Origin of the sequence: Enterococcus sp. DIV1067f, from assembly GCF_050543505.1 — a bacterium.
Taxonomy (GTDB): domain Bacteria; phylum Bacillota; class Bacilli; order Lactobacillales; family Enterococcaceae; genus Enterococcus_D; species Enterococcus_D entomosocium.
In genome coordinates this window covers 1,934,211-1,953,443 of the sequence record NZ_CP172940.1, presented here as the reverse complement: position 1 = coordinate 1,953,443, position 19,233 = coordinate 1,934,211, and the positions used below count along the sequence as shown (strand labels likewise).

Annotated in this window: 18 protein-coding genes; 14 read left to right on the top strand and 4 right to left on the bottom strand. The window is 42.0% G+C overall.

Annotated elements, in window-relative coordinates; genetic code table 11:
* Positions 1 to 67 precede the first annotated feature (67 nt).
* Both yfcC and iadA read left to right on the top strand, forming a co-directional pair.
* The gene (gene yfcC / locus IGJ42_RS09055) at positions 68 to 1,759 is read left to right on the top strand and encodes a putative basic amino acid antiporter YfcC (protein ID WP_176273503.1); all 1,692 of its coding nucleotides are present in this window, start codon (positions 68 to 70) and stop codon (positions 1,757 to 1,759) included.
* Between the two features lie 30 nt (positions 1,760 to 1,789).
* Positions 1,790 to 2,974, top strand: a complete 1,185-nt coding sequence (gene iadA, locus IGJ42_RS09050) for a beta-aspartyl-peptidase (RefSeq protein WP_142437131.1) — start codon at positions 1,790 to 1,792, stop codon at positions 2,972 to 2,974.
* A 136-nt stretch (positions 2,975 to 3,110) separates the two neighbouring features.
* On the opposite strand, the gene IGJ42_RS09045 is transcribed toward iadA, so the two are convergent.
* Entirely contained in the window at positions 3,111 to 3,977 is an 867-nt protein-coding gene (locus IGJ42_RS09045) for an aldo/keto reductase (RefSeq protein ID WP_005235638.1), read from the bottom strand.
* A 117-nt stretch (positions 3,978 to 4,094) separates the two neighbouring features.
* Here IGJ42_RS09045 and IGJ42_RS09040 point away from each other — a divergent pair, with 117 nt between their 5' ends.
* From IGJ42_RS09040 to IGJ42_RS08990, 11 genes are all read left to right on the top strand, one after another.
* Positions 4,095 to 4,742 carry a hypothetical protein gene (locus IGJ42_RS09040; RefSeq protein WP_430615215.1) on the top strand — a complete coding sequence of 216 codons (648 nt, stop codon included), beginning with the start codon at positions 4,095 to 4,097 and terminating at the stop codon, positions 4,740 to 4,742.
* Positions 4,743 to 5,185: 443 nt separating this feature from the next.
* The gene (gene hemW / locus IGJ42_RS09035; protein WP_008378119.1) at positions 5,186 to 6,376 is read left to right on the top strand and encodes a radical SAM family heme chaperone HemW; all 1,191 of its coding nucleotides are present in this window, start codon (positions 5,186 to 5,188) and stop codon (positions 6,374 to 6,376) included.
* 182 nt (positions 6,377 to 6,558) lie between these two features.
* Positions 6,559 to 7,602: a heat-inducible transcriptional repressor HrcA gene (hrcA, locus tag IGJ42_RS09030; protein WP_008378117.1), complete on the top strand. Its 1,044-nt coding sequence runs from the start codon at positions 6,559 to 6,561 to the stop codon at positions 7,600 to 7,602.
* 38 nt (positions 7,603 to 7,640) lie between these two features.
* Positions 7,641 to 8,228, top strand: coding sequence for a nucleotide exchange factor GrpE (gene grpE / locus IGJ42_RS09025; protein WP_005235647.1), 588 nt, complete (start codon positions 7,641 to 7,643; stop codon positions 8,226 to 8,228).
* A 52-nt stretch (positions 8,229 to 8,280) separates the two neighbouring features.
* Positions 8,281 to 10,110, top strand: a complete 1,830-nt coding sequence (gene dnaK, locus IGJ42_RS09020) for a molecular chaperone DnaK (protein WP_005235649.1) — start codon at positions 8,281 to 8,283, stop codon at positions 10,108 to 10,110.
* A 126-nt stretch (positions 10,111 to 10,236) separates the two neighbouring features.
* Entirely contained in the window at positions 10,237 to 11,406 is a 1,170-nt protein-coding gene (gene dnaJ, locus IGJ42_RS09015) for a molecular chaperone DnaJ (RefSeq protein WP_005235650.1), read from the top strand.
* A 187-nt stretch (positions 11,407 to 11,593) separates the two neighbouring features.
* Positions 11,594 to 12,694: a glycerol dehydrogenase gene (locus IGJ42_RS09010; protein WP_008382170.1), complete on the top strand. Its 1,101-nt coding sequence runs from the start codon at positions 11,594 to 11,596 to the stop codon at positions 12,692 to 12,694.
* A gap of 405 nt (positions 12,695 to 13,099) precedes the next feature.
* Entirely contained in the window at positions 13,100 to 14,065 is a 966-nt protein-coding gene (locus tag IGJ42_RS09005; RefSeq protein WP_016611883.1) for a PLP-dependent cysteine synthase family protein, read from the top strand.
* A complete protein-coding gene (locus IGJ42_RS09000) occupies positions 14,055 to 15,200 on the top strand; it encodes a cystathionine gamma-synthase (RefSeq protein WP_430600993.1) in 1,146 nt (381 codons plus the stop codon). Before IGJ42_RS09005 ends, IGJ42_RS09000 begins: the two co-directional genes overlap by 11 nt.
* A gap of 2 nt (positions 15,201 to 15,202) precedes the next feature.
* Positions 15,203 to 15,847, top strand: a complete 645-nt coding sequence (locus IGJ42_RS08995; protein ID WP_430615213.1) for a class I SAM-dependent methyltransferase — start codon at positions 15,203 to 15,205, stop codon at positions 15,845 to 15,847.
* Positions 15,848 to 15,859: 12 nt separating this feature from the next.
* Entirely contained in the window at positions 15,860 to 16,315 is a 456-nt protein-coding gene (locus IGJ42_RS08990) for an S-ribosylhomocysteine lyase (protein WP_008382180.1), read from the top strand.
* A gap of 95 nt (positions 16,316 to 16,410) precedes the next feature.
* Here the strand turns inward: IGJ42_RS08990 and IGJ42_RS08985 are convergent, their stop codons facing one another.
* A complete protein-coding gene (locus tag IGJ42_RS08985) occupies positions 16,411 to 17,166 on the bottom strand; it encodes a Tat pathway signal sequence domain protein (RefSeq protein ID WP_430615211.1) in 756 nt (251 codons plus the stop codon).
* Between the two features lie 105 nt (positions 17,167 to 17,271).
* Positions 17,272 to 17,814 (bottom strand): hypothetical protein, encoded by a 543-nt coding sequence (locus IGJ42_RS08980; RefSeq protein ID WP_016620337.1) that lies wholly within the window; start codon positions 17,812 to 17,814, stop codon positions 17,272 to 17,274.
* Positions 17,815 to 18,204: 390 nt separating this feature from the next.
* Here IGJ42_RS08980 and IGJ42_RS08975 point away from each other — a divergent pair, with 390 nt between their 5' ends.
* Positions 18,205 to 18,444 (top strand): hypothetical protein, encoded by a 240-nt coding sequence (locus tag IGJ42_RS08975; protein WP_008382185.1) that lies wholly within the window; start codon positions 18,205 to 18,207, stop codon positions 18,442 to 18,444.
* Between the two features lie 51 nt (positions 18,445 to 18,495).
* Here the strand turns inward: IGJ42_RS08975 and IGJ42_RS08970 are convergent, their stop codons facing one another.
* Positions 18,496 to 19,233 (bottom strand): amino acid ABC transporter ATP-binding protein, encoded by a 738-nt coding sequence (locus IGJ42_RS08970; protein ID WP_005235668.1) that lies wholly within the window; start codon positions 19,231 to 19,233, stop codon positions 18,496 to 18,498.

Sequence of the window (19,233 nt, the reverse complement as noted above, 5' to 3'; positions counted from 1 at the left end):
AGGGAGAGAAAAAGTGACAATTGGAAGAAAAGCGAAAAAGGGGAAAGAAAAGAAAGATTTAACTAAAATGAAAACGCCTCATACGTATGTCATCATCTTTGGGGTCGTATTGTTGGCGTGGTTGCTGACTTTCTTAGTTCCCGCTGGAAAATTCAGTACACAAGAAATCGAGTATACCGATGCAAATGGGGAAATAAGTACCAGAACGGTCTTGATGCAAGATTCGTTTCGTTATGCCTACCCGTTAGATAACGAATACGTCTATCAACAGTTGAATCAATTGGAAGACGATCCACAAGAGTTGGAAGAATTAGATGTCGATCCTGAGGCTTTAGCAGCTGTTCTAGCTGAAGGGCCTAAAGAGTTGTCCCAGAGTCAATTAGATGAGGTGGGACTGACCGATGACACGCTTTACAGTCTTTACGGCGAAAAAATTTATGATACTTCTGAAAAACTGCACAAAACAGCCAAGGTTTGGGGAACTGATGACTTTAACGGTTTCGGCTTCTTAAATTTTGTTTTTGAAGGATTGGTTTCTGGTGATAAATACGGCTCAGCAGTTGGGATCGCAGCACTGATCCTAGTGGTCGGTGGTGCGTTTGGTATTATCATGCAAACCGGAGCGATTGATGCGGGGATCTTTGCATTTATCAGCAAAACTCGTGGATTAGAACGCTTGGCATTGCCGCTGTTGTTCTTTGCTTTTTCATTTGGGGGCGCTACCTTTGGGATGGCAGAAGAAGTCATTCCGTTTTCGATGGTCATGGTGCCTTTCGTGATCGCATTGGGGTATGATTCGATCGTGGCGGTCACCGTCACCTATGTCGCCTCCCAGATTGGAAATGCCACCTCGTGGATGAGTCCGTTTAGTGTGGCAGTAGCTCAAGGGATCGCAGGTATTCCCGTTCTTTCAGGCGCAACGTTCCGAATCATCATGTGGGTCGTGGTTACCGCACTATCCGCAGGGTACCTCATGATCTATGCCGAAAGAATTCGCAAGAATCCTGAGAAATCGCTAACGTATCAATCGGATGCGTATTTTAGAAATCACCTTGAAAAAACCTCCAGTGAGCAAAAACCATTTTTATTAGGTCATAAATTGATCTTGGTTGAAATGCTGGCGGTTTTGATCTGGATCGTATGGGGTGTGACGCAGAAAGGCTACTATATTCCCGAGATTGCTTCTCAATTCTTTGTTATGGGCTTAGGGGCAGGAATCATAGCGGTTCTTTTCAAATTAGAAAATATGGGCTTGAATGACGTGGCGAGTGCCTTTCAATCTGGTGCCTCAGAATTGGCAGGAACTGCAATCGTTGTGGGGATGGCCAAAGGGATTCTTCTGGTTCTCGGCGGTTCTGATGCCAATGTGCCGTCAGCGTTGAATACAATTTTGCACAGCATCGGCGGTTTGTTAAGCAATGTTCCAGCATTTATTGGTGCCTGGTTCATGTACATTTTCCAAAGCTTCTTCAATTTGATCGTGACTTCAAATTCAGGTCAAGCTGCATTAACCATGCCGATCATGGCGCCATTAGCCGATCTTTTAGGTGTCTCTAGACAGATCGCTGTCTTAGCTTATCAATTAGGCTCGGGCTTTATGGATGCCTTCACTCCAGTATCGGCAAGTCTGATCGGTGTCTTGGGTGTCGCAAGAATCGAATGGGTGAAATGGGCGAAATTCCAGATCAAAATGCAAGGTTTCTTATTTGTATTAGGAACGATTTTTATCTTTATTGCGGTCGCAATCGGCTTGCAATAAGAAGCAATCAGGCACAAGGAGGAAGCACTTATGAAGGTGATACGACAAGCAGAGGTTTACGCTCCTGACTATTTAGGAAAAAAAGATATTTTATTGAATGAAGACAAAATTATTGCCATTCAAGATTCGATTGAAGGAGGATTCTCAGGGGTTCCTCTTGAAGAAATCGATGGCAGAGGGTTACTCGCTGTGCCCGGCTTTATTGACTGCCACTTTCATATCTTAGGAGGTGGCGGGGAAGGCGGCTTTCAAAACCGGACACCAGAAGTGAAACTGAGTCAATTGACCTCTGCAGGAGTAACGACAGTGGTTGGCTGTTTAGGGACTGACGGAGTAGGCAGAGATATGACTGCCTTGATCAGTAAGGCGCGTGGACTAGAGGCGGAAGGCATCACGACTTATCTTTATGACGGTTCGTATCGATTGCCTTTGACGCCCGTCACGGAATCCATCATCCAAGATTTTTTGACTATCGATAAAATTATTGGTATCGGTGAAATTGCCGTTTCTGACCATCGTTCTTCACAACCGAGTTTCGAAGAATTTACCCGTGCGGTGGCGGATGCCCGTGTCGGTGGGATGCTTTCTGGAAAAGCAGGAATCGTAAACGTCCACTTAGGTGGAGGGAAGAAAAAATATGAGCTGCTTTTACGAACCATCGAAGAGACAGAGATTCCAATCAGTCAATTTTTACCAACACATGCCAATCGAACCAGCGAGCTTTTCGAAGCAAGTATTGCTTTTGCAAAAATGGGTGGAACGATCGATTTTACGGCAAGTGAGGATCCTGATTTCTGGGAAAAAGAAGACGATGAGGTTCGCTTCAGTAAAGGTTTGAAGCGTTTGTTAGCAGAAGGGATCGGGCTGGATCAATTTACCATGACCTCTGATGGGCAAGGCAGCCTCCCGTACTTTGATGAAAACAATCAATTCATAGGTCTGGGTGTCGGCAGTTCGCGAGCGCTGATGGTAGGCATTAAAGAAGCAGTCCAAAAAGAGCAGATTCCATTGGAGATCGCCATTCGAGCAATCACTTCCAATCCAGCGAAAGTATTGAAGCTTGATCAAAAGGGACGTCTTGCAGCAGGGATGGATGCTGATATTTGCTTGCTGAACAAAGACTCATTAGCAGTAGAAACGGTTCTAGCAAAAGGCAGAACAATGGTAGAAGAACAAGAAGTAAAAGTGTGGGGTACCTTTGAACAACTAACATAAGAAGAATTCAGTTTTAACAGACTAAGAAACGGTTGTTTTTCTAAACAGAGTTGTAGAAGAAAATAAGCAGCCCGATCCATGACCAGTATTTACTGGACTTGATCGGACTGCTTTTTTCAATTAAACGCAAGTATTCTTAAGCTTGCAACTCATCCAATTTCTTCATGTCTTCTTCAGAAATTTCAAAGTCAACTTTGGCATTGTCAGCAATGTATTCTTCATGAACGGATTTTGGCAATGGCAGAATGTCTTTTTGTAGCAAGTAACGAATTGAAAGTTGTGGAATAGATTTTCCATAGGCTTCAGCAATCGTCTTCACTGCATCGTTATCGAGTAAACGACCAGTAGCGATTGGTGAATAGCCTTCCACTAAAATTTCGTGCGCTTTGCAAAATGTCAATAGTTCTTCATTTGTGCGGCCAATATGGTAAATAAACTGGTTGACCATCGGTTTCACATCGCAATGGTCAAAAATATTTTGCAAATCTTTTTGATCGAAGTTGGAAACACCAATCGATTTTACTTTTCCACTTAAGTAGGCTTCTTCTAATGCTTTCCAAACATCGATGTTTTCAAGATAAAAATCTTTGTTTTCTGGATTGTTTCCCATGATTTTCCAAGGACGAGGGGCATGGATCAAAATCAAATCGATATACCCTAAGTCAAGTTTTTTTAGAGAAGCATCAATGCTATCAACCGCTTCTTGGTAGGTCTTTAACTCAGCAGGTACTTTCGTGGTAACAAAAATTTCATCGCGGGCAACGCCTGAATCGCGCACAGCTTTCCCAACCGCTTCTTCGTTTTTGTAAGCTGCCGCTGTATCGACATGTCGATAACCATTTTGAATGGCAAATTTTGTTGCGTTGTAAGCATCTTCTGGAGAAGATTGCCAGGTTCCAAGGCCAATCTTAGGAATTGCCAGTTTGTTCTGCAAGGTAAATGTTTCTTGTAATATCACGTATCTCAACCTACTTTCATCGCTTTTTTTTGTTACATCTTCCATTATAAAACGTTTTCTTGTTTGAAACAAATCAGACGCTGAAACTTTTGAGGGAAATTGACTTTCAAAAGGATCTTTGATACATTATCAGCAACCTAAACACAGAAAGATGTGGAAAAAATGGATTTTGTTAAAGAAGATTTTGCCTATTATCGGCGCTCTTTTGAATTGATGTATCGCAGTTATTTCCGTAGAAGAATGATTGCCCTTGGTGTGGCGATTTTGATTATCTTAGGTTATTTACTTTTGTTACAAGAAAGTTTGCTTTTAAATATCATTTTGCTAGTTATATTGCTAGGCATAATGGCGTGGTTGGTTTCACTTTATCAGCGAGCGAGTGAGGTCGTACTTGCTTTCGAAGAAGAAAATCAGGTGCCGCAAATTCATCAACTGACAGAATTTGAGGATCATTATGCGTTCCAAATGAATGATGGAACAACGATGCGCGTGAAGAAAAACGGCAATCGCAACTTTCCTTCCAATAATAAGCAGTACACGTTGATGGCAGGCTATAAAAAAGTTTTCTTTGTGCAACAACCCTTGATGATTTTTTATTATGACCTCTTGGAGATGAAGTATGATGAAGCGTATCGTTTGAAACGAAACCGCCAAAACGGGTTCAATCGTTGGTCGCGTTATTTCAGTTTTCGCTCCTTTAAGGGATCGATTGGCTATGTCTTTCAATTCTTGCTGGGAAATATTTTCTTCTTATTTATTGCGTATCGGTTGATCCGCTATCTGATCGATATTTTGCTGCACATTTTATAACTGTTACCAAGGTGAAGATTCTCATCGTTTTCATAGACTGGTGAAAAAGATGATAGGACTTAATTTTTTTAAAAAGGTATACTTAAGTCAGATAAGACAAGCAATTGTCTTTCATGAATAAGAGTCCTGCTCTTGTTAAGTAAGCCGTCAACAACAACTTATCTATTGTGGCGCTAACAGTTTGGGGGAAGTGTTAGTTCTTGTAACAAACAGATTTTTTTCTGGGCGGGATAAGAACAAAAGCGGTATTTTACCGTACTTAATAAGAGTAGTGCTCTTTATTTTTTCTATGAATATTTGAAGACATCACTTCTTGGAAGTGGTGTTTTTTCTTGCTTAAAAATAGTCCAAGTGATAGGAGAATTCTAAGAACTATGCTACAATGAGTGCCGGTGCTCTCAGCGGTGGGAGCAAAAAAGAAGGTAGAGGAGAATTACTTAGGAATGCCTGAAGGTCAAACAATAAACGATCCATCTACAAAAAGCGCGCAAAATATTTCTGCGTATATACATATACCTTTCTGTGAACATATCTGCTACTACTGTGACTTCAACAAAGTGTTTTTAGAAGGGCAGCCAGTGGATGAGTACATCGAAGCGTTACTAAAAGAAATTGAGCTGACCCTCTTGCGTCAGCCTCTCAATGAGGCGAAAACGATTTATATCGGCGGCGGGACGCCAACGTCGCTTTCGGCGAACCAACTGGATCGATTGCTGTCAGGTGTGCATGAATTGCTGCCAACACACACAACCAAAGAGTTTACAGTGGAAGCAAATCCTGGTGATTTGAGTGAAGAAAAAATGCTGGTTTTGAAAAACCATCAAGTCAATCGCTTGTCGATGGGGGTCCAGACCTTTGATAATCGCTTGCTTAAAAAAATTGGCCGCAAGCATACCGCTGAAGATGTTTATTCAACTATTCAGCTGCTGGAAAAACATGATTTTCAGAATGTGACGATCGATTTGATTTATGCACTTCCGGGACAAAGCATAGAAAGCTTCCGTGATACACTGACGCGAGCGATCGATCTCGGGTTGCCTCACTATGCGATGTATTCTTTGATTTTAGAAAACAAAACCATGTTTATGAACTGGGTTCGCCAAGGGAGAATGGCACTGCCTTCTCAAGAAGCTGAAACGCAGATGTTTGATGAGGCGATCGCCGCGATGACAAAAGCTGGATTGAACCAATATGAAATCAGTAATTTTGCACGACCAGGGTATGAGTCCTTGCATAATCTAGTGTATTGGAACAATGAACATTATTTTGGCTTTGGGGCAGGCGCCAGCGGGTATCTTGGACAGACTCGCTACAAGAACAAAGGTCCAATCCAGCATTATTTGAAACCATTACAGGAAAATCAGTTGCCAATCCACGAAATCGAAGAATTGACAACCAGCAATCAAATGGAAGAGGAACTGTTTTTAGGCCTTCGTAAAAAGGTCGGCATTTCAAAAATACAGTTTGCAGAAAAATTCGGGAAGTCTTTTCAGGAAATCTATGGTTCAACGAGCGAACAGTTGATTCAAAAAGGCTGGTTGGCTAGTCAAGGTGACCGTGTCTTTTTAACGAAAGCTGGGATGTTTATTGGCAACGAAGTGTTTGAAGCATTTCTCTTGGATGGAGAAAAATAAGAAAGAACGAGTAAGAGAAGTAGCCATTTCGTGCTGCTTCTTTTTTTGATTTCTTTTTTAGCACTCTCTTAGAAAGAGTGCTAAAAAAGTGATGCAAATACTTGACATTCCTAGCAAATATGGTATATTTATAATCGTGTTAGCACTTAATAGGAATGAGTGCTAACGGAGGAGTGGATAAAATGTTGACACCTAGACAACAAATGATTTTACACCTCATCATCCAAAATTATACGAATACTGGTCAGCCCACGGGCTCGAAGCGATTGATGGAAGATGGGGTTGAAGCTAGCTCTGCCACCATTCGTAATGAGATGAAGGCGCTGGAAGAAGCTGGACTTCTGTTAAAGACACATTCATCTTCAGGGCGTGTGCCGTCAATAAAAGGGTATCGCTATTACGTTGATCACTTATTGAAGCCATCGGAAGTTGACCAAAACGAAATTCAAACCATTCGTCATTCTTTTGGAAAAGATTTTCATGAAATCAATGAAATCATCCAGCAGTCTGCCACGATCTTGTCCAACTTGACTAGCTATACAGCGTTGTCTCTCGGGCCAGATATGAAGGAAAGGAAATTGACCGGTTTTCGAATCGTCCCATTGAATGCACGACAGATCATCGCGATCATCGTGACGGATAAAGGGAATGTCGAAAATCAAGTCTTTACTCTTCCTGAATCGATGAGCAGCGAAGATTTGGAAAAAATGGTAAGGATCATCAACGACAAATTGATCGGTGAGCCTCTAATGACGGTCTACCATCGTTTAAGAACAGAGATTCCTATGATTCTGCATAAGTATTTTCAAACGACTGACGGAATCGTTGATCTCTTTGATACGATGCTGAGCCACATTTTTCAAGAAAAAATCTTCGTCGGCGGGCGAATGAATCTTCTGGATTTTGAACCGACGCAAGATGTTAGTCAGTTCAAATCGATGTATTCATTTATGAAAAATGCAGATCAGCTGACACAGCTGCTGGCGCCAAGAGATTCTGCGATTCAAATCAGAATCGGCTCTGAGCTTGGCAATGACTTGTTACAAAATATGAGTCTGATCCAAGCTAGCTATGAAATCGAAGGTCATGGACAAGGAACGATCGCTTTATTAGGTCCATCAAGTATGCCGTATTCACGGATGTTTGGTTTGATGGAAGTTTTTCGAGGCGAGTTAGCAAAAAAATTGGCCGATTATTATCGCGCATTAGACGCTGCCAATGAATAAGCGGCAATGAAACAAATCGTAGAAGGGATGGTTGAAACGTGACGGAAAAAGAAGAGCGTTTAGATGAAGAATTAGATAAAACTGCTGAAGAAACCGCAGAAACAACTGAATCTTCAAATGAATCAACTGAAACTGAAGCACAGACTCCTCAACCAGAGGAAGAAACAGTGGAAAAAAGCGAATTGGAACTTTTGCAAGAAAAGAATAATGAATTGGAAGATCAATTCCTGCGTGCTCGTGCAGAGATCGCAAATATCACTTCACGTAACCGCAACGAGCGGGAACTTTTACAAAAATACCGCTCGCAAGATCTTGGCAAAAAACTGTTGCCAGCAATCGACAATTTGGAACGAGCGATGGCAGCAGATGTCGATCAAGACCAAGCGGCGAATTTGAAAAAAGGCGTTGAAATGGTTCTTGAAAGTCTTCGTCAAGCCTTAAAAGAAGAGGGAATCGAAGAGATTCCTGCTGAAGGTGCAATGTTCGATCCGAACTTGCATCAAGCGGTGCAGACTGTACCTGCCTCTGATGAAACACCGGCAGACACAATCGTTACTGTCTTGCAAAAAGGGTATAAATTGCATGATCGTGTCTTGCGTGCAAGCATGGTCATCGTTGCACAATAGTTCTTTCTATCTATAAGTAGATGTTTAAATTAAAAAAGGGAGTGTATTACTTATGAGTAAAATTATCGGTATCGACTTAGGAACAACAAACTCAGCTGTTGCTGTCCTTGAAGGCGGCGAAGCAAAAATCATTACGAATCCAGAAGGAAACCGTACCACACCTTCTGTTGTCTCATTCAAAAATGGTGAGATCCAAGTAGGGGAAGTTGCAAAACGCCAAGCAGTGACAAATCCTAATACGATTTCTTCTATTAAACGCCATATGGGTGAAGCTGGATACAAAGTAGAAGTTGAAGGCAAATCGTATACACCACAAGAAGTTTCCGCAATGGTTCTTCAATACATCAAAGGATTTGCTGAAGACTATTTAGGGGAAAAAGTTGAAAAAGCAGTCATCACTGTTCCTGCATACTTCAACGATGCACAACGTCAAGCAACCAAAGATGCTGGTAAAATTGCCGGTCTTGAAGTAGAACGGATCGTCAATGAACCAACTGCCGCAGCTTTAGCTTATGGGTTAGATAAAACAGATAAAGATGAAAAAATCTTGGTCTTTGACTTAGGTGGCGGTACTTTCGACGTATCGATCCTTGAATTAGGTGATGGCGTCTTTGACGTATTATCAACTGCTGGGGACAACAACCTAGGTGGGGATGACTTTGATAACAAAATCATCGATCACATGGTAGCAGAATTCAAAAAAGAAAACGGCATTGATCTTGGAAAAGACAAAATGGCTTTGCAACGTTTGAAAGATGCTGCTGAAAAAGCGAAAAAAGACTTGTCAGGTGTAACAAGTACACAAATCAGCTTACCGTTTATCACAGCTGGCGATGCTGGTCCATTGCACTTGGAAATGACCTTGACTCGTGCGAAATTTGATGAATTAACAGCAGACTTAGTAGAACGTACAAAAATTCCAGTACGTCAAGCTTTGAAAGATGCTGGTCTATCACAATCAGAAATCGACGAAGTGATCTTAGTTGGTGGTTCAACTCGTATTCCGGCAGTAGTTGATGCTGTACGTAAAGAAACCAATAAAGAACCAAACAAATCAGTAAACCCAGATGAAGTGGTAGCGATGGGGGCTGCGATCCAAGGTGGCGTGATCACTGGGGATGTGAAAGATGTTGTCTTACTAGACGTTACACCATTATCATTAGGTATCGAAACGATGGGTGCTGTCTTCACAAAACTGATCGATCGTAACACAACGATCCCTACAAGTAAATCACAAGTCTTCTCAACTGCAGCAGACAATCAACCAGCCGTCGATATCCATGTCTTGCAAGGGGAACGTCCAATGGCTGCTGATAACAAAACATTAGGAAGATTCCAATTGACGGATATTCCACCAGCACCTCGTGGCATCCCTCAAATCGAAGTAACATTTGATATCGATAAAAATGGGATCGTTAATGTTTCTGCAAAAGATTTAGGTACACAAAAAGAACAAAAAATCACGATCAAATCATCTTCAGGTTTATCAGATGAAGAAATCGAACGCATGGTAAAAGATGCTGAAGCAAACGCTGAAGCTGACAAACAACGCAAAGAAGAAGTTGATCTACGCAATGACGTCGATGCATTGTTGTTCACTGTTGATAAAACATTGAAAGAGCTTGAAGGCAAAGTGGATGCAGACGAAGTCAAAAAAGCGGAAGAAGCTCGTGATGAGTTGAAAGCTGCGGTTGAAGCAAACAACTTAGAAGAAATGAAAACGAAACGTGATGCTTTGAATGAAATCGTACAAAACTTAACCGTTAAATTATACGAACAAGCAGCACAACAACAAGCACAAGAAAATCCAGAAGCTGCACAAGGCGGCGCAGACGATGTGGTTGACGCCGACTTTGAAGAAGTAGACGGTGACGATAAATAATCGCTGTTTGTGAAAAAGCCAAAGTCACCGCTTTGGCTTTTTCTTATGAATTTGCGAAACGTATTTTTCTAGAGCGAATTATATGCTAAAATACGAGAGACGCAAGAATAGAGTGGAGGGAAGCCAATGGCAGACAAAAGAGATTATTATGAGGTCTTAGGTCTACAAAAAGGGGCTTCGGATGACGAAATCAAAAAAGCTTATCGTAAGCTTTCAAAACAATATCATCCAGACATCAATAAAGAACCTGATGCAGAAGCAAAGTTTAAAGAGATTTCTGAGGCCTATGAAATATTAAGTGATTCCCAAAAAAGAGCTGCTTATGACCAGTATGGTCATGCTGGTACCGATCCGAACTACGGAGGCGGTTATGGCGGTGGATTCGGCGGCTTTAACAGTGGCGGATTCTCCGGTGGCGGTTTTGGTGGATTTGAAGACATTTTCGAATCGTTTTTTGGTGGTGGAGGCGGCAGAGCAGCCAATCCTAATGCACCTCGACAAGGAGCAGACTTGCAATATGCGGTTGATCTTTCCTTTGAAGAAGCGATTTTCGGAGTGGAAAAAACTGTTCAATACAATCGTGAAGAAACCTGTCATACCTGCGGCGGGAACGGGGCAAAACCAGGTACTTCACCAGAAACCTGTCATAAATGTCATGGTGCAGGTACTATCAATGTTGAACGTCAAACACCGCTTGGTCGTGTAATGAGCCGTCAAACCTGTGATGTTTGTCATGGAACTGGGAAAGAAATCAAAGAACCATGTACAACCTGTCATGGTACTGGCCATGAAAAGAAAAAACATAATGTAAAAGTCAACGTGCCTGCAGGTGTCGAAGATGGACAACAAATGCGTTTATCTGGCCAAGGGGAAGCTGGAACCAATGGTGGTCCTTATGGGGACCTATACGTTGTTTTCCGTGTGGAAGAAAGTGATATTTTTGATCGTGACGGTTCAGAGATTTATTACGAGTTGCCGTTGAACTTTGTCCAAGCAGCTTTAGGAGATGAGGTCAACGTGCCAACCGTTCACGGGAATGTGAAGTTAAAAATCCCAGCTGGGACCCAAACAGGTACGAACTTCCGCTTACGCGGTAAAGGAGCACCTCGCTTACGGGGAGGAGGCAATGGCGATCAACAAGTCAAAGTGAAGCTGATCACACCTAAGAACTTAAATGAGGAACAAAAAGAAGCATTGCGGGCTTATGCAAAAGCTAGTGGTCATGAAACCACCGAACAACAACCAGAAGGTTTTTTTGATAAAATGAAAGATGCTTTTGGTGGGAAAAAGAAATAACAAGTAAATAATCCAATTCATGCCCTTATAAAACCATCAGTTTTATAAGGGCATGAGTGTTTGTATGGCTATAAATGTGCAGTATGTGCGAGAATCGAATCTTCTTGGCCATCTTTTTTTCTTTTCCTTTGAAATCGCTTGCTTAGTGTGTCACAATAAAAGTAGACCAATTGAAGGAGGAGATACAATGGAAAGAATATTTGCGAGTCCGTCACGATACGTTCAAGGAAAAGGAGTATTGAAGGATGGTTTATCTCACATTAAAGATCTAGGAAAGAAAGTGCTGCTTTTGACCGATGAAACAGTTTGGAAAATTGCCGGGGAAGATTTATTTGAAAATCTCAAAGCGGCTGATTTAGGTCCGGTAAAAGAAATTTTTGGTGGAGAAGCTTCTGCAAATGAAATCGATCGTATCGTCTCTAAAGCCAAAAGCGAATCCATTGAAGTAATTGCTGCATTAGGTGGCGGGAAAGCCATCGATACTGGGAAAGCTGTTGCGGATGAATTAAACATACCGATTGCTGTTTTGCCAACGATCGCTTCTACTGATGCACCAACTTCGGCACTTTCTGTTATTTATACAGATGAAGGTCGCTTTGAAAAATATCGTTTTTACAACAAAAACCCTGAACTTGTCTTAGTGGATACAGCCGTTATTGCGAAAGCGCCTGCCAAATTACTTGCAGCGGGTATTGCGGATGCACTAGCAACCTATGTCGAAGCACGCGCCGTTGCCCGAAGCCATAGTAAGAATATGGTGGGTGGTATTCAACCAATTGCCGGCATGGCAATCGCTGAAAAATGCGAAGAGATTCTTTTTGAGAATGCACTGAAAGCCTATCAAGCAAATAAAAAACAAGTCGTTACCGAAGCTTTTGAACAAATCGTGGAAGCCAACACTCTGTTAAGTGGTTTAGGCTTTGAAAGTGCTGGTTTGGCAGCAGCTCATGCGATCCATAATGGCTTGACAGCCCTTGAAGGAGACGTCCATGATTTGACTCATGGGGAGAAAGTTGCTTACGGGACACTTACACAATTGATGCTGGAAAACGCGGATCCTGATGAAATTGACCAATATATTGAGTTGTATCAGGCGTTGGAATTACCAACGACATTAGCTGAAATGCATCTTTCTGATGTTAGCGATGCAGAGCTTATGAAAGTCGGTAAACAAGCAACCATCGAAGGGGAGACGATTCACAATATGCCGTTCACGGTATCCGCAGAAGATGTTGTAGCCGCGATCAAAGCCGTGGATGCCTATGTGACTGCTTATTATCCTCTTTAATGTTATTTTATAAACGTTCATTGATCGATACTTGTTGATTAAAAAAATATTTGACAAAAAAAAAGAGTCGTGCTATTTTGATAACAAGCAAATTAAAGGAGGGAACAAGACATGACGAACTTCAACACACAAACTACCTGTTGTTGTTGTATGGTGCAAAAAGCAGCATACCCATTTGTCATGCCTATTATTAGTTCCTTTGTCGCAGCAGATCGCTGATTTTTTTAGTGATTCGCTTCTATCCGGATAAGACGACATTTTTTTGGGGTACTGATGTAATAGTCAGTACCCCTTTTTGTTTGCTTTTTTTTACCGCTTTCAATGGCGACGGCTGATGATTGCAAGCCAAAATATGTATATGAAGCTTACAAGTTTTGCCTAAAAATCTGAATAAGGAGCCAAACGATGATCGTTAAAAATGTAAAAGAATTGATAGGGCATACCCCGCTCTTTGAATTTGATGCCGCAGCTTTAGGCGGAAAAAAGGGAAGTAAAATCTATGCGAAACTTGAATATTTAAATCCTGGTGGCAGCATTAAGGACCGCTTAGGAAAGTACTTGATCGATGAGGCATTTCGTGAGCGTACAATCAATCATGAGACAACAGTAATTGAACCGACAGCCGGAAATACCGGGATTGGCTTAGCTATTGCCGGGATCGAGCATGGACTAAAAATGATTTTTGTTATTCCAGAGAAATTCAGCATTGAAAAGCAGCAATTGATTGAGGCATTAGGCGCAACTATCGTTCATACACCAACGGAAGCTGGCATTCAAGGGGCAATCGAAAAAGCAAAGGAATTAGCAAAAGGACAGCCGAATAGTTTTATGCCATTGCAGTTTCATAATCAGAACAATCCTGCAGCCTATCAAGCAACATTGGGGCCTGAGATCTATCAGGAATTACATGGAAAAATTGACAGCTTTGTTGCAGGCGCTGGCAGTGGTGGTACTTTTGCGGGTGTCGCGACGTACTTAAAGAAGCAAAAATCAAGCACTCGTCTTGCTGTTGTTGAACCGGAAGGATCAATCTTGAACGGCGGTCCTGCCCATGGCCACGAGATTGAAGGGATCGGTGTTGAGTTCATTCCACAATTTTTTGACGATTTGCTTATTGATAACATTTATACGATAAGTGATGCCGAAGGCTTTGCCTTTACTCGTTACTTGGCAAGAAACTATGGTCTGCTTGTTGGAAGTTCAAGTGGAGCCGTGATGGCAGCATCAGTAAAAGAAAGCCTCGAATTACCAACCGGAAGCTCGATCGCCACAGTCTTTCCCGATGGTGGCGACCGCTATCTATCAAAAAAGATTTATGCTGGCGAATCAGCAATCACACCATTCATAGGAGGAACAAACAATGCATTTTAATACAAAAGTAATTCACGGCGGTATCAGCGAAGACGAACTCACCGGTGCAGTCAGTGTGCCAATCTACCAAACATCTACCTATCGGCAAAATGCTCTAGGTCAGCCAAAGCAATATGAATACAGTCGTTCAGGCAACCCAACTCGTTTTGCCTTAGAAGAATTGATTGCGGATCTTGAAGAAGGCGCTCAAGGGTTTGCTTTTGCCTCTGGATTAGCAGCCACCCATGCGATCTTCACGCTTTTTCAGACAGGAGATCATGTCATTTTAGGAGATGACGTTTATGGGGGGACATTTCGTTTGCTTCATCAAGTATTAGAAAAAAGTGGGTTGACTTATTCACTTGTCAAAACCGATGATTTAGTTGCTATTGAAACAGCAATTCTTCCGGAGACCAAAGCGATTTTTCTGGAAACACCGACGAACCCGCTGTTAAAAATCACGGATATCAAATCGGTTGCGAGACTAGCTGCCCAGCACGATCTCTTGACGATCGTGGATAATACCTTTGCGACGCCATATTTTCAAAAGCCGCTACAATTAGGCGCAGATATTGTGATTCACAGTGCTACCAAGTATCTCGGTGGACACAGTGATGTAGTAGCTGGATTAGCGGTTGCCAAAGAGCCGCTAATCGCCGAAAGAATTGCCTTTTTACAAAACGCTATTGGCGGTGTATTGGGGCCTCATGATAGCTGGTTGATCCAACGAAGCATCAAAACACTTGCTTTGCGGATGAAAGCACATCAAAACAATGCGATGAAAATTGCCCACTACTTACAAGCACATCAAGCTGTCGCAAAGGTCTATTATCCAGGATTGATTGACCATGAAGGTCATGAGATCGCCAAATCACAGATGTCTGGGTATAGCGGTATGATATCTTTTGAACTAAACGATGAATCGAAAACAGCAGAATTTGTTGAATCATTAAAGATTTTTACTTTAGCAGAAAGCTTAGGTGGCGTGGAAAGCTTGGTAGAAGTGCCAGCCGTGATGACCCATGCCTCGATCCCTAAAGAAATTCGTGAGCAATCTGGGATCAAAGATGGCTTGATTCGGTTGTCGGTGGGCATCGAAGACGGTGAGGATCTGCAGGCAGATTTAGAGCAAGCGTTTGAAAAGGCAGGTAGCTAGTGATGGGGAGAGAGTTTATTCCAATTTTTTCTGACTGGGCAGCTGAGTACGATGAAACAGTTGCAGGTAAGGATGAAGAATATCGAGCGGTTTTTTTCAAATATGAACAGTTACTCGCTGAAATAGCTGAAAAAGCAGGGCAGTCTGTGGTAGAATTTGGTAGTGGCACTGGAAATCTAACACAAGCTCTGCTTGATCAAGGAAAAAGCGTGCTGGCAATCGAGCCATCGCCAGAGATGCGGCGGATCGCCAAGTCAAAACCCAGTCTTTCTAAAGTGACTTTTGTAGATGGTGATATGGAGATTTTTCCTGAAATCACGGATGTAATCGATACGATCGTTTCTACCTATGTTTTTCATCATCTTACGGAGGACGAAAAACAACGGGCAATCGGCAAATATGCGGCGATGCTGCCAAAAGGCGGGAAAGTGCTTTTCGGGGATACGATGTTTCTTTCCCTAGCCCGAAAAATGGAGCTAATCGATGAAGCGCGGCAAGCTGGACACCAGCGACTAGCCGCTGATCTGCAACGGGAGTACTATCCAGTTACTGCGGATATCGAACGATATTTTCGCCAACATGGGTTTACCAGTCGTTTTAAGCAAATCAATGAGTATGTTTGGCTTGTGGAAGCACAAAAAGAGTAGGAGAGAAGTACAATGAAAATGAATGTTGAAAGCTTTAATTTGGATCATACGAAAGTCAAAGCACCTTATGTACGGGTTGCCGATAAAAAACAAGGAACAAATGATACCATCATCAAATATGATGTTCGTTTGAAGCAGCCGAACCAAGCACATATGGATATGGCAAGTCTGCATTCTTTAGAACATTTGACGGCAGAGTTGATTCGTAATCATGCAGATTATATCGTGGATTGGTCACCCATGGGATGCCAAACCGGCTTCTATCTGACTGTCTTGAATCATGACGATTATGAAGAGATTTTGACAGTCCTAGAAAAAACCATGAAGGATGTTTTGCAAGCAACTGAAGTACCTGCCAGCAATGAAGTGCAATGCGGTTGGGCGGCGAACCATACCTTAGAAGGTGCGCAAAAATTAGCGCAAGAATTTCTTGATGAACGTGACAATTGGTCGACCGTTTTTGCCTAAACAAAATAGAAGTAGAAAAAAGGTGCCTGCGTTTGTATTCGCGGACGCTTTTTTTGTTAATCCCGCAAAGAGAGGGGGGATTCACTATTTTTCGTTTATGGTTCTACCGCTTGGACGGTGATGCCGACTCCATTCGGATTGTAGGTATGACTAATGTAAAACTCAAATCCTTCATGAACAAAGAAAAGTCTCCGAATGGCGCTAACGTCCCTGATGTGAGCATCTAAACCATACTGTACGATCAATGTCTCTTTGATCTCCTCAACATCAGCCTCTTTCTCGAATTGTGAGAAATCAATACCGAAAAATTCTGGGACATCAACCAATGTGATTTTCGCTAATCTTTCATTACCAGAATCATCAAAGTCAAAATCAAAGCTGATTTTGGACAGTTTGTCCCGTGAACCTAAAGGCACTCTTTTTGTCTCGAGAGCGCTGCTATCAACCATTATTGATAACAAATCAATGGCTGAATCAGGTAAGCGAGTGGTTACTTTTCTTACTTCATCAACCATTGCTCCTTGATCGGGAGAAAAAACTTTTCTAGTCTCTTCTGTGACGATCACATTTTCGCGGCGCCGCTTTCGGTTGATGGCACTGCGCTCTTGGTTTACCCGATCACTACGTTTGATGAGATCGAGGCCAAGATCGCTGATGGACTCAGGGGAAGGTCTTTCTTCCAGTAAAGCAGTTAAGTAATCGATCTCTAAAAACTGCTCGTAGGCAGCTGCCGGCTGGTTTTCGCTGTAGAAGAGGGCAGCGCCAAGCAAAAAACAACTGATACCCAAAGAAAGCAAAAGGCTTCTTTTGCTATGCTCCCGGATTTTTTTTCTAAGTCGACTCAGTTTCATTTGATCCTTCAACTCCCAAGTTTTTTAGATGACTTCTGATAAAAGTGGTGATTGAATTTCATCATGCGTTTTACCAATATCAGTCACGTGAGATCGCTTAATGGATTACTCAATTTCTGATTCAGAAAACTGATCATGCCAGGCCACATCAGAAACGGTTCGGTTAATAAGAGTGACAATGATTGCTTCACCATCGGAATTGATCCAGGCATTGGATTCCACACCTACGACTGCTAGTCGCCAAGAAGGAAGGCCACCCATGGTTTCAAGAACTTGATCGCAAGACATTCCTATTTGCAGTTGATGGAGCAAGTCTTTGTTGACTGTTCGATTCCACCGTCGCGGCAGCCCGATCTGCAATTGTTCACAATACGAAAATTGAGGGGCAGCTGTTTCGGTACTGCTCTGAGCTTGTGCAACGTCATCAGGAGAATGAGTTGTTTCTGATGCGGGTTCTGATGCATGGTTCTCAGTTCTGGAAGAAGAAGCTCTGGTTTCTGAATCAGCTGACAAAGATTGAGAAGACGACGTTGCTTCTGGTGAAAAACTGCTTTTGGTGTTGTCATCCATGATTTCGTCAATCAAGGTACAGCCAGTGAGAAAGAGGGAGAGTATCATTAGTGGGAAAAATAAAATGATGGTTTTCATAAGATAGGTTCCTCCAAAATGATTTTATTGGCCTTACTATGTTATTTTAATGTTGGTTTTTTATTAGGAAAACCCCGTCATTTGCTATAAAATAAAAAAGAAAAATGTTTGTATACCTATTTTGGTTTGGAGGGAGTGTTGTTTAATAAGTGTAACATGTTGCTTCTGATCTGGCTACTTGATTTCAAATGTCCTTTCATGGTTTTAGTAAAATTAGTATCTGCAGCTTACGATGGTGAAAAGGAAATGTTATAATAGATTTAACTACTCAATAAAAATTTGCTATTTTAAAGGTGAACCCTGTTTACTCTTACCAGGTCAACAGGAATCAGCATACCGTTTGCTAAGAATTTATGTAAGGATTCATAACAAGGAGAGGAGGGAATGAAGATGAGCATCTTAAAGCAGTGGCAAGCAAAACATCAAGCGAAAAAAGAAGCAAAAAAACAAGCGTTACGTTTAAAAAATGCGCAACTTCGTGCAGCAGGGAAAGAGCCATTGAAGGGTTGGGGAAAGATGGTTGATACTGGCGTCGGAGGGGCGAACAAAGCCAACCCTATCGATACAAAAGTATTTTTAGGTGAAAATCAAAAGCGGATTTCAGAAGAAACCAAACGAAAAAATCAATAAAAAAAAAGACCTCTGCAACAGTCCGAGAAAAGAGCTGTTGCAGAGGTTTTTTTAGATATTCAATACTTTGTCTAAGAAATCTTTCGTACGATCGTGCTTAGGGTTGGAAAAGATTTGCTCAGGTGTACCGTCTTCCAAGAAATTACCGCCATCAATAAACATCACACGGTTTGCTACTTCTTTGGCAAAGCCCATCTCATGAGTAACGATTACCATGGTCATTCCTTGTTTTGCCAAATCCTTCATAACATTGAGTACATCTCCAACCATTTCTGGATCGAGGGCGGAGGTTGGTTCATCGAACAACATCACATCGGGATTCATTGCTAAGGCTCTAGCGATTGCCACTCGTTGTTTTTGTCCTCCAGACAGATTGTCAGGGTACATGTCTTTTTTATCTGCCAAACCCACCGTCTCTAATAAACGAATCGCGTTTTGTTCCGCTTCTTGCCGAGAAGCATTTTTTAGATCCATCGGAGCTAAAATAATATTTTCTAAAACCGACAAGTGAGGGAAGAGATTGAAATGCTGAAACACCATGCCGATATGTTGACGAACAGCATTGATATTGGTGTTTTTATCCATCAGATGTGCGCCGTCAACGATAATATCGCCGCTGGTTGGTTCTTCTAAGCGGTTCAAACAGCGTAAGAACGTCGATTTCCCAGATCCTGAAGGGCCGATCACACAAACGACTTCTCCTTCAGCGATTGAAACATTGATATTGTTCAATACGGTATTGTCGCCGTATTTTTTTACAAGATTTTCAACTAAGATTTTTTCTTTCAT

Bases quoted from the DNA above. Each gene is read 5' to 3' on its own strand.
- yfcC (WP_176273503.1), top strand. From the start codon at position 68: ATGAAAACGCCTCATACGTATGTCATCATCTTTGGGGTCGTATTGTTG.
- iadA (WP_142437131.1), top strand. From the start codon at position 1,790: ATGAAGGTGATACGACAAGCAGAGGTTTACGCTCCTGACTATTTAGGA.
- IGJ42_RS09045 (WP_005235638.1), bottom strand. From the start codon at position 3,977: ATGGAAGATGTAACAAAAAAAAGCGATGAAAGTAGGTTGAGATACGTG.
- IGJ42_RS09040 (WP_430615215.1), top strand. From the start codon at position 4,095: ATGGATTTTGTTAAAGAAGATTTTGCCTATTATCGGCGCTCTTTTGAA.
- hemW (WP_008378119.1), top strand. From the start codon at position 5,186: ATGCCTGAAGGTCAAACAATAAACGATCCATCTACAAAAAGCGCGCAA.
- hrcA (WP_008378117.1), top strand. From the start codon at position 6,559: ATGTTGACACCTAGACAACAAATGATTTTACACCTCATCATCCAAAAT.
- dnaK (WP_005235649.1), top strand. From the start codon at position 8,281: ATGAGTAAAATTATCGGTATCGACTTAGGAACAACAAACTCAGCTGTT.
- dnaJ (WP_005235650.1), top strand. From the start codon at position 10,237: ATGGCAGACAAAAGAGATTATTATGAGGTCTTAGGTCTACAAAAAGGG.
- IGJ42_RS09010 (WP_008382170.1), top strand. From the start codon at position 11,594: ATGGAAAGAATATTTGCGAGTCCGTCACGATACGTTCAAGGAAAAGGA.
- IGJ42_RS09005 (WP_016611883.1), top strand. From the start codon at position 13,100: ATGATCGTTAAAAATGTAAAAGAATTGATAGGGCATACCCCGCTCTTT.
- IGJ42_RS09000 (WP_430600993.1), top strand. From the start codon at position 14,055: ATGCATTTTAATACAAAAGTAATTCACGGCGGTATCAGCGAAGACGAA.
- IGJ42_RS08995 (WP_430615213.1), top strand. From the start codon at position 15,203: ATGGGGAGAGAGTTTATTCCAATTTTTTCTGACTGGGCAGCTGAGTAC.
- IGJ42_RS08990 (WP_008382180.1), top strand. From the start codon at position 15,860: ATGAAAATGAATGTTGAAAGCTTTAATTTGGATCATACGAAAGTCAAA.
- IGJ42_RS08985 (WP_430615211.1), bottom strand. From the start codon at position 17,166: ATGAAACTGAGTCGACTTAGAAAAAAAATCCGGGAGCATAGCAAAAGA.
- IGJ42_RS08980 (WP_016620337.1), bottom strand. From the start codon at position 17,814: ATGAAAACCATCATTTTATTTTTCCCACTAATGATACTCTCCCTCTTT.
- IGJ42_RS08975 (WP_008382185.1), top strand. From the start codon at position 18,205: ATGAGCATCTTAAAGCAGTGGCAAGCAAAACATCAAGCGAAAAAAGAA.
- IGJ42_RS08970 (WP_005235668.1), bottom strand. From the start codon at position 19,233: ATGAAAGAAAAAATCTTAGTTGAAAATCTTGTAAAAAAATACGGCGAC.